Annotated in this window: 15 protein-coding genes and 1 riboswitch; of the genes, 11 read left to right on the plus strand and 4 right to left on the minus strand. The window is 74.9% G+C overall.

Annotated elements, in window-relative coordinates:
• Positions 1-21: 21 nt before the first annotated feature.
• A complete protein-coding gene (locus IE170_RS00255) occupies positions 22-840 on the minus strand; it encodes a tyrosine-protein phosphatase (protein WP_229884525.1) in 819 nt (272 codons plus the stop codon).
• 310 nt (positions 841-1,150) lie between these two features.
• Positions 1,151-1,337, plus strand: a riboswitch (cyclic di-AMP (ydaO/yuaA leader).
• Between the two features lie 4 nt (positions 1,338-1,341).
• Here IE170_RS00255 and IE170_RS00260 point away from each other — a divergent pair.
• From IE170_RS00260 to IE170_RS00270, 3 genes are all read left to right on the plus strand, one after another.
• Complete coding sequence (locus IE170_RS00260) at positions 1,342-2,313, plus strand: M23 family metallopeptidase (RefSeq protein WP_189807248.1); 972 nt, start codon at positions 1,342-1,344, stop codon at positions 2,311-2,313.
• A gap of 183 nt (positions 2,314-2,496) precedes the next feature.
• Positions 2,497-3,285, plus strand: coding sequence for an SGNH/GDSL hydrolase family protein (locus tag IE170_RS00265; protein ID WP_114055059.1), 789 nt, complete (start codon positions 2,497-2,499; stop codon positions 3,283-3,285).
• Positions 3,286-3,476: 191 nt separating this feature from the next.
• The gene (locus tag IE170_RS00270) at positions 3,477-4,670 is read left to right on the plus strand and encodes an MBL fold metallo-hydrolase (RefSeq protein WP_223856625.1); all 1,194 of its coding nucleotides are present in this window, start codon (positions 3,477-3,479) and stop codon (positions 4,668-4,670) included.
• A gap of 14 nt (positions 4,671-4,684) precedes the next feature.
• On the opposite strand, the gene IE170_RS00275 is transcribed toward IE170_RS00270, so the two are convergent.
• Both IE170_RS00275 and IE170_RS00280 read right to left on the minus strand, forming a co-directional pair.
• Positions 4,685-5,683 carry a Crp/Fnr family transcriptional regulator gene (locus IE170_RS00275; protein ID WP_308428342.1) on the minus strand — a complete coding sequence of 333 codons (999 nt, stop codon included), beginning with the start codon at positions 5,681-5,683 and terminating at the stop codon, positions 4,685-4,687.
• Positions 5,676-6,530, minus strand: a complete 855-nt coding sequence (locus IE170_RS00280) for a hypothetical protein (protein ID WP_189807249.1) — start codon at positions 6,528-6,530, stop codon at positions 5,676-5,678. Before IE170_RS00280 ends, IE170_RS00275 begins: the two co-directional genes overlap by 8 nt.
• A 221-nt stretch (positions 6,531-6,751) precedes the next feature.
• On the opposite strand from IE170_RS00280, the gene IE170_RS00285 reads away from it, so the two are divergent.
• The 8 genes from IE170_RS00285 to IE170_RS00320 all read left to right on the plus strand — a co-directional run bounded on the left by IE170_RS00285 (position 6,752) and on the right by IE170_RS00320 (position 11,998).
• Complete coding sequence (locus tag IE170_RS00285) at positions 6,752-6,955, plus strand: hypothetical protein (RefSeq protein WP_189807250.1); 204 nt, start codon at positions 6,752-6,754, stop codon at positions 6,953-6,955.
• 265 nt (positions 6,956-7,220) lie between these two features.
• A complete protein-coding gene (locus tag IE170_RS00290) occupies positions 7,221-7,412 on the plus strand; it encodes a hypothetical protein (protein WP_189807251.1) in 192 nt (63 codons plus the stop codon).
• Positions 7,413-7,692: 280 nt separating this feature from the next.
• Positions 7,693-9,480 (plus strand): sensor histidine kinase, encoded by a 1,788-nt coding sequence (locus tag IE170_RS00295; RefSeq protein ID WP_189807252.1) that lies wholly within the window; start codon positions 7,693-7,695, stop codon positions 9,478-9,480.
• A 59-nt stretch (positions 9,481-9,539) separates the two neighbouring features.
• Positions 9,540-9,968 carry a roadblock/LC7 domain-containing protein gene (locus IE170_RS00300; RefSeq protein WP_189807566.1) on the plus strand — a complete coding sequence of 143 codons (429 nt, stop codon included), beginning with the start codon at positions 9,540-9,542 and terminating at the stop codon, positions 9,966-9,968.
• Complete coding sequence (locus IE170_RS00305; protein WP_229884526.1) at positions 9,965-10,390, plus strand: DUF742 domain-containing protein; 426 nt, start codon at positions 9,965-9,967, stop codon at positions 10,388-10,390. The genes IE170_RS00300 and IE170_RS00305 overlap by 4 nt, the downstream gene beginning before the upstream one ends.
• Entirely contained in the window at positions 10,368-11,006 is a 639-nt protein-coding gene (locus IE170_RS00310) for a GTP-binding protein (protein WP_189807253.1), read from the plus strand. Before IE170_RS00305 ends, IE170_RS00310 begins: the two co-directional genes overlap by 23 nt.
• On the plus strand, positions 11,003-11,554 hold the full coding sequence (locus tag IE170_RS00315; RefSeq protein WP_189807254.1) for a GAF domain-containing protein: 552 nt from the start codon (positions 11,003-11,005) through the stop codon (positions 11,552-11,554). The genes IE170_RS00310 and IE170_RS00315 overlap by 4 nt, the downstream gene beginning before the upstream one ends.
• 87 nt (positions 11,555-11,641) lie before the next feature.
• On the plus strand, positions 11,642-11,998 hold the full coding sequence (locus IE170_RS00320) for an MmcQ/YjbR family DNA-binding protein (protein ID WP_189807255.1): 357 nt from the start codon (positions 11,642-11,644) through the stop codon (positions 11,996-11,998).
• 9 nt (positions 11,999-12,007) lie between these two features.
• On the opposite strand, the gene IE170_RS00325 is transcribed toward IE170_RS00320, so the two are convergent.
• Entirely contained in the window at positions 12,008-12,904 is an 897-nt protein-coding gene (locus IE170_RS00325) for a transketolase family protein (RefSeq protein WP_189807256.1), read from the minus strand.
• Between the last annotated feature and the right edge of the window lie 31 nt (positions 12,905-12,935).

Here is a 12,935-nt window from a genome sequence, read left to right on the forward strand (position 1 = left end):
GCGCCCCCGGACCGCGGGCGTTCAGACGAGCAGCCGGTCGCGGAGGCGGTCCAGGGCGGCGGGGGAGAGGCGCAGGCCCTCCGCCAGGTAGCGGTCGGTGCCGCCCCACTGCGCGTCGATGGTGTCGAAGGCCGCGCCCAGGTAGGCGGCGCGGGCGTCGAAGAGCGGCGCGAGCAGTTCCGCCGCCTCGGGGGAGCGGGCCTCGGGGATGCCGCTGCCGGGGCGCACCCGGTAGCGGCGGTGCGGGGCGTTCGACTCCAGGTAGTCCGCCAGGATCGCCTCCCGCTCCACCCCGAGCGCGAGGAGCGTGACGGCGACCGCCACCCCGGCCCGGTCCTTGCCGGCGGCACAGTGCATCAGCGCCGGGACGCTGTCCTCGGCCAGCGCGTGCAGCACCCGGGCGTGCTCGGCGGTGCGCTCCACGACCATCGCGCGGTAGGAGTCCGCCATCCGTGCGGCCGCCCTGCCGTCGCCGAGGATGCCGCGGAGCCGCTCGGTGTCGCCGTCGCGCACCATCGTCCAGAAGTCCTCTCCGGCGGCCGGGTCGGAGAGCGGGATGTTGAGGTTGCGCACGCCCGCGAGCGGGATGTCGGGCCCCTCCAGGGCCTGGTCGACGGCGTTGCGGAAGTCGAAGACGGTGTGCAGGCCCAGCGATTCGAGGAATTCTGCATCGGTTTCGGTGGCATGCGCCAGATGTCCGCTTCGGTAGAGTCGTCCCGACCTGACCCGGCGTCCGTCGACGGTCGGGAGGCCGCCCACGTCGCGGAAGTTGCGCACGCCGGCCAGCTGCGGCTCGGGTGTCGGTCCGGCCGGAGGGGGCGTCGGTATCTGCTGGGTCACGTGGATCCTCCGCATCATCACCGGATGTCCGAATTGAGCTGCTTGGGGCCAACGTGCCGCTGTCGGAGGGGAGATCGGGCGCAGCCCCGTGAGCCAGATCATACGGTGACCGTGCGTGCCCGAGGGGAAATCGCGAAAGCCCCGGCCGGAGGGCCTGTTGGCGCGAGCGAATGGACACAGGGTGACCGGAATTCCGCCGGAATCGCGTTCCTGTGAATCCGTCAGGTAATTCGCGGCTTGTTGCGCCCCGTCGGACTGGATTACCTTCGCGACCGATCCGGACGGACCGCCTAATCCTGCCGCCGCCCGGAAACCGCACTCGACCATTCACGCGACCGGCAGGAGCGGGGGAACCAGGTAGGCCGCCGTCGCCGGAGTCTCGGCTCCGGCAGACGGCTCGGGGTGAAGCCGTGCACGTCCCGCTCGCGGGGCCGTGCCGGCCGGACAGCTTCCGGTCCGAACCCGACAGCTCACCTCGCAGGCGCCGGAGAGGAATCCGCCATGCCGGCAAAGGGCAAGCACCGCCGTCCGAAGTCCCGCTCCATAGCCCGGGGTTTCGCCGCCGCCGGAACCGGAGGCGCCGCGCTCGCGCTCCCGCTGGTCGGCGCCGCCGGCGCCCACGCGGCCCCCGCCGCCGCCCCTGCGGTGGCCCCGCAGACCCACTCGGCCGTGCAGGCGCAGCCCGTCGCCGCCGCGCCGGCCGCCGCGCCCGCCGTGTACACCGTCGTGCCGGGGGACTGCCTCTCCACCATCGCCGCGGACCGCGGCCTCGAGGGCGGCTGGCAGCAGCTGTACGCCGACAACCGCGAGGCCGTCGGCGCCGACCCGTCCCTGATCCACCCCGGCCTCCGGCTCAGCCTCGGCGCGCCGGGCGCGGCCGCGGCGCCCGCCCCGGCCGGGAAGCCCGCCGGGAAGCCCGCCGACAAGCCCGCCGCCGCGCCGAAGAAGAAGTCGCCGGCCCCGGCGGCGGCAGCCGCCGCCGGACAGCGCACCGCCAAGGCCGCGGCCGACCGGCAGGCCGCCGCACCCGAGGCGTCCGCCCCGCAGGCCGCCGCACCCGCTGCCGCCGGCGCGTTCGTCGCCCCCGTCGGCGGCGGCGTCTCCACCGCGTACAAGATGTCCGGCGCCATGTGGTCCAGCGGCTACCACACCGGCGTCGACTTCGTCGCCGCCTCCGGCACCCAGGTCCGGGCCGTCGGCGCCGGGACCGTCGTCTCCGCCGGCTGGGGCGGCGCGTACGGCAACGAGGTCGTCATCCGGCACGCCGACGGCAAGTACTCCCAGTACGCCCACCTCTCCCAGCTGTCCGTGACCGCCGGCCAGAGCGTCACCGCCGGCCAGGGCATCGGCCTCTCCGGCTCCACCGGCAACTCCACCGGCCCGCACCTCCACTTCGAGATCCGCACCGGCCAGTCCTACGGCTCGGACATCGACCCGCTCGCCTACCTCCGCTCCAAGGGCGTCACCATCTGAACCCCGCCCCGACAGGGGCGGCGGCCGGACCCGTGCGGGGCCGGGACCCGAGGGGGGTCCCGGCCCCGCACGCCTCTATTCCGAACCGACCGGGTGGTATAGATCACGGCCCGTCAACCCCTTCCTACGGTGGCGTAGGTCACGTGGCGCGGTGAAAAATACGGTCCTGTGGCAGTGACGACGATGACAGAGACGACAGCGACCGCACGCAGGACCATCGGCTCGTACACGGCGATCGGGGACAGCTTCACCGAAGGGGTCGGCGACCCCGGGCCCGACGGGCGATTCCTCGGCTGGGCGGACCGCCTGGCCGTCCTCCTGGCCGACCAGCGGCCCGAAGGCGACTTCCGCTACGCGAACCTGGCGGTACGGGGCCGCCTGCTCGACCAGATCGTGGCCGAACAGGTTCCGCGCGCCAAGGAACTCGCCCCCGACATGGTCAGCTTCTGCGCCGGCGGGAACGACATCATCCGCCCCGGCAGCGACCCCGACGCCGTCGCCGAGCGCTTCGAGGCGGCCGTCGCCGACCTCACCGGCGCCGTCGGCCTCGTCATGATCACCACCGGGTTCGACACGCGCGGCGTGCCCGTCCTCAAGCACCTGCGCGGCAAGGTCGCCACGTACAGCGCGCACGTGCGCGCCATCGCGGACAAGTACGGCTGCCCCGTCCTCGACCTGTGGTCCCTGAAGTCGGTGCAGGACCGCCGCGCCTGGGACTTCGACCGCCTGCACCTCTCGCCCGAGGGCCACACCCGCGTCGCCCTGCGCGCCGCCCAGGTACTCGGCCTCGACGTGCCGACCGACCCCGACCAGCCGTGGCCGCCGCAGCAGCCCCTCAGCTCCGTCGACGCCACCCGCGACAACATCCAGTGGGCCCGCGAACACCTCGTCCCCTGGATCGGACGCCGCCTGCGCGGCGAGTCCTCGGGGGACAACGTGGAGGCGAAGCGGCCGGAGCTGCTGCCGCTGTAGTGCGGGCGCGCGCGGGGGCCGCGCCGCCGTGGGAGGGGGAGACCCGGACACCGGACAGCGGATGCCGTCCGGCGGCCCGGCGCGGGAAGCCTCCCCCTCGGCGGAATCCTCCGGGGCCGTCGGGCGTTGCGAGGGTGGGGGCCGTGCCGGGCACGGCCCCGCGCCCATCCGCCGCACCCCCAGGAGGCGCCTTGACCGGCTCCCGCCCCCCGCTCGCGCAGCTGCGCGCCCTGCGCCCCGAGGCCTTCGGCGCGGACCCCTCCGGCGCACGGATGCAGCGGATCCGGAACTCGCCGAACTTCCGGGACGGCGTCTTCCAGAACCCGGTCGGCGCCCGCACCCGGCCCTCCGGCTCCATGCTCGAACTCGGCAAGGTCTACTTCCGCAAGGACGAGCGCGTCCGGCGCAGCCCGGCCGCGCCCATCCCGGTGCACCCGACGACCATCGCCGACCTAGCCCGCCCGCCGGCCGGCGGACTGCGCCTGACCTGGATGGGACACTCCGGCGTCCTCGCCGAGATCGACGGCCGCCGCGTCTTCTTCGACCCGGTCTGGGGCGAACGCTGCTCCCCCTTCCCCTTCGCCGGCCCCCGCCGCCTGCACCCCGTACCGGCACCGCTGGCCGCGCTGGGCCCGGTCGACGCCGTCGTCATCTCCCACGACCACTACGACCACCTCGACCTCCCCACCGTCAAGCAGCTCGCCGGCACCGGCACCGTCTTCGCCGTCCCGCTCGGCGTCGGCGCCCACCTGGAGCACTGGGGCGTCCCCGCCGACCGGGTGCGCGAGCTGGACTGGAACGAGACCACCGAGATCGCCGGCCTCTCCTTCACGGCCACCCCGGCCCGCCACTTCTGCGGCCGCGGCCTGCGCAACCAGCAGCACACGCTGTGGGCGTCCTGGGTCGTCGCCGGAGCCGAACACCGGATCTTCCACAGCGGCGACACCGGCTACTTCGACGGCTTCCGCGCCATCGGCGCGGCCCACGGCCCCTTCGATGCCACGATGATCCAGATCGGCGCCTACTCGGACTACTGGCCCGACATCCACATGACCCCGAAGGAGGGCCTCCGCGCCCACCTCGACCTCCAGGGCGGCCGCCCCCACGGAGTCCTCCTCCCCATCCACTGGGGCAGCTTCAACCTGGCCCCGCACGCCTGGGCGGAACCGGCGGAGTGGACGGCGGACGAAGCCGAGGAGGCCGGCCAGGCGGCGGCCTTCCCCCGCCCGGGCGAGCCGTTCGAGCCTGCGGGGAAGCTGCCGTCCGACCCGTGGTGGCGCGCGATCTCCCACCCGATAGCCCGCCCCTGGCGCCGACTGCGGCCCGCTCCCGCGGACCGGGCGGAGGCCCCCGGCCGCGATCTCGACCTGGCGGGTGATCGCTGAGGCCGGCGGAAGGGTCATTTCCCCGCCTGCGACGGAGCCGGAGCCTCGTTCTCGGCCGTCACGCGGCGAGGCGGCATCTGCCGACCGGACGGCGGATGGTCAGGGCCGCCCTCCATGCGCCTCAGCAGGTCGGGCCGGTGGATGACCATGGTGCGGCGACCCGTGCTGACGATTCCGCGGTCGCGGAACTCCTTCAGCAGACGCTGGACCATCTCACGTGAAGCACCGATGGCCGCGGCGACCTCCTGCTTGCTCAAAGGTACGGAGAGCTCGACGCCTCTCTCGGACGAACGGCCCTGAGTGGCGGCCAACTCCAGGAGGAGGGAGGCGAGTCGGACTCGGACCGGCTGCGAGGTGTAGGCCAGCCGACGTCTGTCCGCGTCGCGGAGCCGGTCGGTGACGAGGCGCAGCAGGGCCAGCGATGCCCCCGGCCGGAACGCCAGGAACTGCCGGAAGCGGTCCTGGCCGACCGCGACGACGCGCACCGGGACCGGCCCCAGAGAGGCGACGGTGGCATGGGGTGGCCTGTCGTCCAACACGGACACCTCACCGACGATGTCACCCGGCCCGTGCATGGCGAGGAGGGTTTCGAAGCCGGTGCCAGTGGTGCTGGAGACCTTGACCCAGCCATCGATGATCAGCAGGACGTGCCGGGCGGCGGGGTCGTCCTGCCGCATCAGCGTGGACCCGGGCGGGTATGCCCGGGCAGTGCCGAGGGACAGCAGGGCGGTGCGGTCCTCGGCTGTGAGCCGGGCCAGGTAGCCCGTGGGGCGGCCGCCGCCCCACGGGGAGGCTTCGTCGCGGGGGCGGGGCCCGGTGCCGTCAGCCGCATCGATCTCGTCGGGTTCGCCGACGGCGTCCGTGTCCTCGGGCGGCACCATCGCCGACCGGGCCTGGGGCCGGGTCGTGCGGGCTCTGAGCCGGCGGGCGCCGGTCGTCCCGAGAGAGGACTCTTCGATGAGAGCGTCGAAGCCCCGCTCCGCCTCCTGCTCCCGCTGCGCCGAGTCAGCCATGCCGGTCCCCTCCCTCGCTCCCGTTCCGCTTGGCTTTCGCCCTCCAGCGGTGGAGCAGGCCCTCGACGGCCCGTACCGTCGGTGCGTCCAGGAGCTGGCGGATCTCCTCCTGGGTGTAGCCGTCGACGGTCAGGGCCACGGCTGCCCGCGCCCGCACATTGTCGATGCCGCCCAGTTCGTCGAGTACGGAGAGGTTGCCCACGACTTCCTCGGCGACGCTCAGGATGCCGACGGCGGGTTCGTAGAGCTCCTCCTGCCGCCGGAGCGCGCGGAGGTGACGCTCCCTCGCCGCCCGGTGCTTGCGGAACTCGTTAGGGAAGACGTATGCGCACGCGCCCATGAAGTAGGTGGTGATGCTCGCCCCGCCCGCGGCGCTCCATCCACCTTCGACGAGCGCCCGCCGGCGGAAGCGGGGCAGGGCACACGCGACAGTCATGGTCGCCAACTCCTCCCGCAGGTCGCTGTCACGGGCCAACTCCTCCAGGTCGAGCTCGTGGGGGTTGAGACCGAAGCCCCGCCGGGCGATGAGCTGGAATATGAAACCCGAGTACATCCAGCCCCGCAGCACGGAGATTCCGTAGCGAACGAGTTCCTCGATGAACCGGTCGTACCGGGGGCCTTCGAAGCCGTCCGCCGCCAGGATCCGGACGATCCTGTCGTCCTTCATCCGGCGGTCGATGGAGGCTCGCAGGCGGTGCGCGTGCTCACGATGGCGACCGTCCAGCCGGTCCAGGTCGGCCGCCGACACGGGCGCGCCGAGTTCGACCGGCCTCGGCCCGCCCGAAGGTTGTAGGTCACGCCGGGCGCGCGCGGCCGCGGACTTCCCGCCCCCGTCGTCGCCCTGCATGCTCGGTTCCCTGCCCTTCAGCTGTCGTGCGCGAGCCGACCGGTCCCCCTCCGGGTCGGTGAGTGTCGACCCCTTGTAGGTGGGCGGGCCGGGAGTGCCCCACGCACTTACCCGAGATTTTTCGCGGGACTTTCCGCAGGGGCGAGGCCCGTGGGGTGCAGTGGTCTGCGAGACGTACGAGCGGATGCCCGACGACCGACCCCACCACCTCGGGAGTACCCGTGAGCGCGCCTGCCCCCCTCCCGCCGGACCCCGGCCCGTTCCTGCCCCTTCACACCGCGTTGGTGCTCCTGGCAGCCGCCTTCATCGGGGTGGTCGTCGGCGGCCTGACCTACCTCAGCGGCGGGCCCGTCGCCGCCGCGGTCCTCGCCGGTCTGACCGCGAGCGGTGTCAGCGTTCCGGTCCTGAACAGCCTCATCCGCTGAGGCGTGACGGATGCTTTCCAACTCCCTTCACACGGGGCCGGGTCGGCTCGCGGTGCCGGGCCCGGTGGAATGCCGTTTGGTAGCGTGGCGGGTGTCGGCTGACCACCGGCTGTCATCGGGGGAAATTACAGGTCCTTTGCGTGGTGTGTGCTGCGTGTGCGGTTCTGTCGCTGGTGCTGAGCGATTCGGCGTGTGTTCCGTCGTGCTCTTCCCTGCGGATCTCCCCGTTGCCTTGTGAACGTCCCATGAACGAGGAGGAAGAAGCGTGACGAAGAACCGGGCGCCGAAGCGGGTTCCGAACGAGGGGCTCATGTGGGGGGCCGCCGGGTTCTGCGTGCTCGCCGGGCTCGTCGCTCCCCTGTTCGGGGACAGTGCCACCGCCGTCACGGTGCCCTTCGGCGGCGCGGTGAGCATCCTCGGCGGGATCGCCTGGCTCCGCGGGAACCAAGCCGCCTGATGCAGGGTCCCCGGCCGTCCGAACACCCGCGCACCGCGGATTCGGGCGGTCGTGCGAGCGGTCCACCGGGAGCGGGAAGTACCCCGGTGAACTTCCCCAACTCGTCCTCGGCGGCGTGAGGATGCGGTCTAGCGTGGGTACCCGGTGATCAACACCGGGCTCCGGATACCCCGGGGAGCCCGGCCCCACGTAGAGGACGCCGATGTCCGGACCCCGCGCTGCCCGCCACGCCCCGTCGAGACACGCCGCCGGCGGTCCCGGGCGGCAGATAAGGCCCCAGATGGTGCGCGCGGCCGTGCTGCCCACCCTCGCCGCCGGCCTCAGCGGGACCGCCGCCGTGATCTTCACCCTGCAGCTCGGCGGCGGCTCCGGGCACCGCGACCCGCGGCTGTGGCCCGTCCTCGTCGGCTGCGCCCTGCTCGTCGCCGGCGCGCTCGCCGCCGCCTTCCTCGGTGCCGAGCGCTCCGCCAAGGCCGTGCGCGACCGCTGCGAGGCGCTGCGCCGCTCCAGCGTCCGCGGCCGCCAGGAGCTGCGCACGGCCGCCGAGCGGCTGGAGCGCGGCGAGGCGCCGACCCGGACCGTCCTCGGCGGCCCCACCGGCCCGCCTCCCGGCACCGACCCCGGGCGCGTCGACGAGTTCTGGCTGCTCGCGCAGGAGCTGCGCGGCGCCCGCGAGCAGGCTCACACCGCGCTCGTACGGGTCGCCGGGCCCCCGGCGCCCTCTGACAGCGACCGGAAGGTCGAGGTGTTCACGAACCTCGCCCGCCGGCTCCAGTCCCTCGTGCACCGGGAGATCACGCTGCTCGACGGCCTGGAGGACACCGTCGAGGACCCCGACCTCCTCAAGGAGCTCTTCCACGTCGACCACCTCGCCACCCGGATCCGCCGCCACGCCGAGAACCTCGCCGTGCTCGGCGGCGCCGCCTCCCGCCGCCAGTGGACCCGGCCCATCGACCTCGGCGAGGTGCTGCGCTCCGCCGTCGCCGAGGTCGAGCAGTACACGCGCGTGAAGGTGGTGCCGCCGGCGGGCGGCACCGTCCGGGGGCACGCCGTCGCCGACGTCGTGCACCTGCTGGCCGAACTCGTCGAGAACGCGACCGTGTACTCCGCCCCCGACACCGACGTCGTACTGCGCGCGGAGCGGGTCACCGCGGGCATCGCCGTGGAGGTCGAGGACCGCGGGCTGGGAATGCCCGCCGCCGAGCTGCACCGGATGAACGCCCTCCTCGTCGACCCCGACCAGGTCAGCGTCCGGCACCTGCTCGCGGACGGGCGGATCGGCCTGTTCGTGGTGTCCGCGCTGGCCCGCCGGCACGGCATCGCCGTCGAGCTCAAGACCAACATCTACGGCGGCCTGGCCGCCGTGCTCGTCCTGCCGCAGGACCTGCTGGGGGCACAGGCCGCCGGTGCGGGGGAGGGGCAGGGAGGCTCCCGGGCCACCTCCTGGGGCACCGGGAACGGGCCCGCGACCGGGTACGCCACCGGGAACGGTGCCCCGGCCGGCACGGCCGCACCGCTGCTGGAGCCCGCACGGGTGGCCGTACCGCGGCCGGAGGCGCCCGCCGCACGCCCCGCCGCCGCCCCGGCGCAGGCGCCGACCCAGTCGCTGCCGGGCCCGTACGCCGACCCCCGCACCCCGGCGCCCGCGGTCCCCGGGCCGCGGGACCCGGCCCGACAGGCGCCGGAGCCGGCCCGCCCGGCACCGGCCCGCGCCGCCGAGCCGGCGGCTTCCGGCGCGCCCGCCCCGGCCGCGCCCGCCCCGGCCGCGCCCGCCGCGGCCCCGTGGCCCGTGCACCCCGGAGACCCGGCCCCCGCCCCGCCCCCCTGGCCGGTGCCCCCAGGCCCCGACGCCGCGAGGGTGCCCGTACCGGCCTCGCGGGCCGCAGACGCGGCCGGGCGGCGGCCGCCGCTGCCCCGCCGGCGCGCCCAGTCGCACCTGGCGCCCGGACTGCGCGACGCCCCCGCCCCGGCCCACCCGCCCGCACCCGACCAGCCCGTCCACGACCCGCAGCTGATGGCCGCCTTCCGGCGCGGCTTCGGCCTCGCCCAGGCGGACGGCGAGACGTGACCCCCACCCCCACCCCGATGCCCGACTCCGGCCCGGGACCCAGCAAGGAGCGCACCACCATGGGCGGCGACACCGCAACGGCGACCGGCCGGCTCTCCGACCTCGACTGGCTGCTCAGCGGACTCGTGCAGCGCGTCCCGTACACCCGCAGCGCCGTGCTGCTGACCCGCGACGGCCTCGTCACCTGCCTCCACGGCCTCGACGCTGACTCCGCCGACCACCTGGCGGCCCTCGCCTCCGGCCTGTACTCCCTCGGCCGCAGCGCCGGAGCCAGGTTCGGGGACGGCGCCGAGGTGCGGCAGGTCGTCGTCGAGCTGGACACCGCCCTCGTCTTCGTCTCGGCCGCCGGATCCGGGACCTGCCTCGCCGTGCTCGCCGACCGCGAAGCCGACGCCGGCGTCCTCGGCTACGAGATGGCCATGCTCGTCAAGAGCGTCCGCCCCTACCTGGCGGCCGCGCCCCGGCGGCCCGCCGCCGCTGCGGAGTGATCCGGGCCCGCGCCGTCCCCGGCAAGGGGGCACCGCGCGAACCGGCGCCCTGGCTCGACGACTCCGCGGGCCGGGTCGTGCGCCCGTACACGGCCAGCGGCGGCCGCACCCGCCCGGCCGTCGCCCTCGACCTGCTCTCCTCGGTCACCGCGACCGGGGCGCGGCCCCGCGCCCCGCTCGGCGCCGAGCACACCGCCGCCCTGCGGCTCTGCGCGGGCGCCGCGGCCGTCACCGTCGCCGAAGTCGCCGGGCAGTTGCGGCTCCCCGCAGCGGTGGCGAAGGTCCTCCTGTCCGACCTGGTCGAGGCCGGGGCCGTCACGGCGTCCGCGCCGCGCTTCCCGGGCGGGGGCGGGCCGTACGCCGCCGCCGACGACCAGACCCTCCTGCAGGCGGTGCTCGATGGCCTACGCCGCCGACTGTGACACGCGCGGCCCGGCCGCCACCGCGGCAGCCCGGCCCGTGACGTTGAAGATCCTCGTCGCGGGCGGCTTCGGCGCGGGCAAGACGACCCTCGTCGGCGCGGTCAGCGAGATCCCGCCGCTGTGCACCGAGGAACTCCTCAGCGGCATCGGCGCGGACGCCGACCCCCTCGACGGCGTCGACACGAAGACCTCCACGACCGTCGCCCTCGACTTCGGCCGGATCACCCTGGACACCGGCCACGTCCTGTACCTCTTCGGCACGCCGGGGCAGGAGCGCTTCTGGTTCCTGTGGGAGGAGCTGTCCGCCGGGGCGCTCGGGGCCGTCGTCCTCGCCGACACCCGCCGCCTCGCCGACTGCTTCCCCGCCGTCGACTTCTTCGAACGGCGCGGCATCGTCTTCGTCGTCGCCGTCAACGAGTTCGACGGCGGCCACCGCTACACCGCCGGAGAGGTCCGCGAAGCGGTCGGCCTCGCGCCCGGCGTGCCCGTCGTCCACTGCGACGCCCGGCTCACGGGCTCCGCCACGGCCGTCCTGGCCGAGCTCGTCCACCACCTGCTGTCCACGGCCGCACCGGCCGTGCCCGCCCAGCCCACGGATCGGGGGGAACCGACGTGACCCACTACGAGTCGACCGGACACCTGCTGCTCACGCCCGTCGACCGGGCGGCGCCCGCGCGCGCCGTCCGGCTGCGCGAACTGGGCCTCGGCGAGCGGGCCGACGGCGAACTCGACGCCTTCGCGCGGCACGTCGCCGAGGAGCTGCGCGCCCCGTACACGGGCGTCAACTTCGTCGGCGAGGAACGCCAGTTCTTCGCCGGACTGCACCACGCCCCCGGGGCGGCCCCCAGCGGCTACCCGGCCCGGGTGCTGCCCCGCGACCGCGGCTACTGCCCGCACGTCGTCGTACGGGGCCGGGCCCTCGTCCTGGAGGACGTACGGGACTTCGCCCGGTTCGCCGGCAACGCCGTCGTCGACGAGAGCGGCGTACGCAGCTACGCCGGAGCCCCGCTCACGGACCGCGCAGGCATGGTGCTCGGCACGGTGTGCGCGGTGGACGTCGAGCCCCGCAAGTGGGGCACCGAGGGCCTCGCGGGCATCAAGGCCCTGGCCGCGGAACTCGGCGGGATCCTCCACGCCCGCGCCGCCGGCCGCCGCGCAGGCTGATCCTCCCGGCCGGGCGGCGGGCTTCCGGCGGTGGCAGGCGCTACGGTCGGCTGCGACACCCCGGCGGTGTCGGGAGGAGGCGCCCGGATGGCCGTGACCGCCGAGGACGTCCGCACGACCGCGCTGTCGCTCCCCGGCAGCAGCGAGAAGCCCGCCTGGGGCATGCCCGGCTTCCGGGTCGGCGGGCGGATCTTCGCCGCCCTGGGGGACGACGACGTCTCTATGGGCGTGAAGTGCCCCCGGGAGGACCGGGCGGAGCTCATCGCGGCCGAGCCGGAGAAGTTCTTCCTCCGGGCCGGCCACGACGACGCCTACGCCTGGCTCCGGGTCCGCCTCGGAGCCGTCGAGGACGTGGCCGAACTGCGGGCGATCCTCGTCGACTCCTGGCTCCGGGCCGCCCCGCGGCGGCTCGCGGCGGCGCACCCCGAGCTCGCCCGCCGGTGACCCGCCGCCTCAGCGAAGGAACGCGGTGATCCGCTCGCGCAGCGAGCGGGCGTCCAGGCCGTGCGCCGCCGTGTGCTCCTCGACCGTGCCGTAGCGGCGCAGCTCCGCCCGGCCCACGCCCAGCCCCAGCACCCGGTGCGGGACGTCGACCAGCGCCTCGGCCGCGGCCCCCGCGGACGTGCCGGCCAGGTACGGCTCGACCAGTACGACGTCGGCCGCGGCCCGGCCGGCCGCCGCGCGGAGCGCGGCCCCGTCGAAGGGCCGGACCGTCGCCGCGTACAGGACCGCCACGTCCAGGCCCTCCGTCGCGGCGAGGACGCCGTCCAGCATCGGGCCGACCGCGACGACGACCCCCGAGCGGCCCTCCCGGACGGTCTCCATCCGCAGCCCGTCCACGGGGCGCGGCGCCCCGTTCGACAGCGCCGACAGCCGGACGTACACCTTGTCGTCGCCGGCGGCGTACGCGTGCCGCAGCAGCGCCTCCGCCTCGTCCGGATGGCCCGGCACGTGCACCGTCCAGCCGTCCAGGGTGTCCAGCAGGGCGACGTCGCCCGGCGCCATGTGTGTGAAGCCGCCCGCCGGCCAGTCGTAGCTCGCCGCGGCGCTGACCAGCACGCCGCCCGTGCCCTGGTGTCCGAAGTCCAGCTTGACCTGCTCGAACGGCCGCTCCACCAGGAAGCTGGCGAACGTGTGCATGATCGGCCGCATCCCGGTGAGGGCCAGCCCGCCGCCCACCCCGATCAGCAGCTGCTCCCGGATCCCCACGTTCAGCACCCGGTCGGGGTGGCGCTCCCGGGCGGGGCGGAACCCGTCCATGGTGATCTCGGCCAGCACCAGCGCCAGCCGGGGGTCCTCGTCGAGCAGCTGCGACGTCACGGAGACGAACCGCTCCCGCATGGTGTCCACGAAATCCTCCAGATTCTCCGGAACCCGTCCC

Origin of the sequence: Streptomyces toxytricini (genome assembly GCF_014649915.1) — a bacterium.
Classification (GTDB): Bacteria; Actinomycetota; Actinomycetes; order Streptomycetales; family Streptomycetaceae; genus Streptomyces; species Streptomyces toxytricini.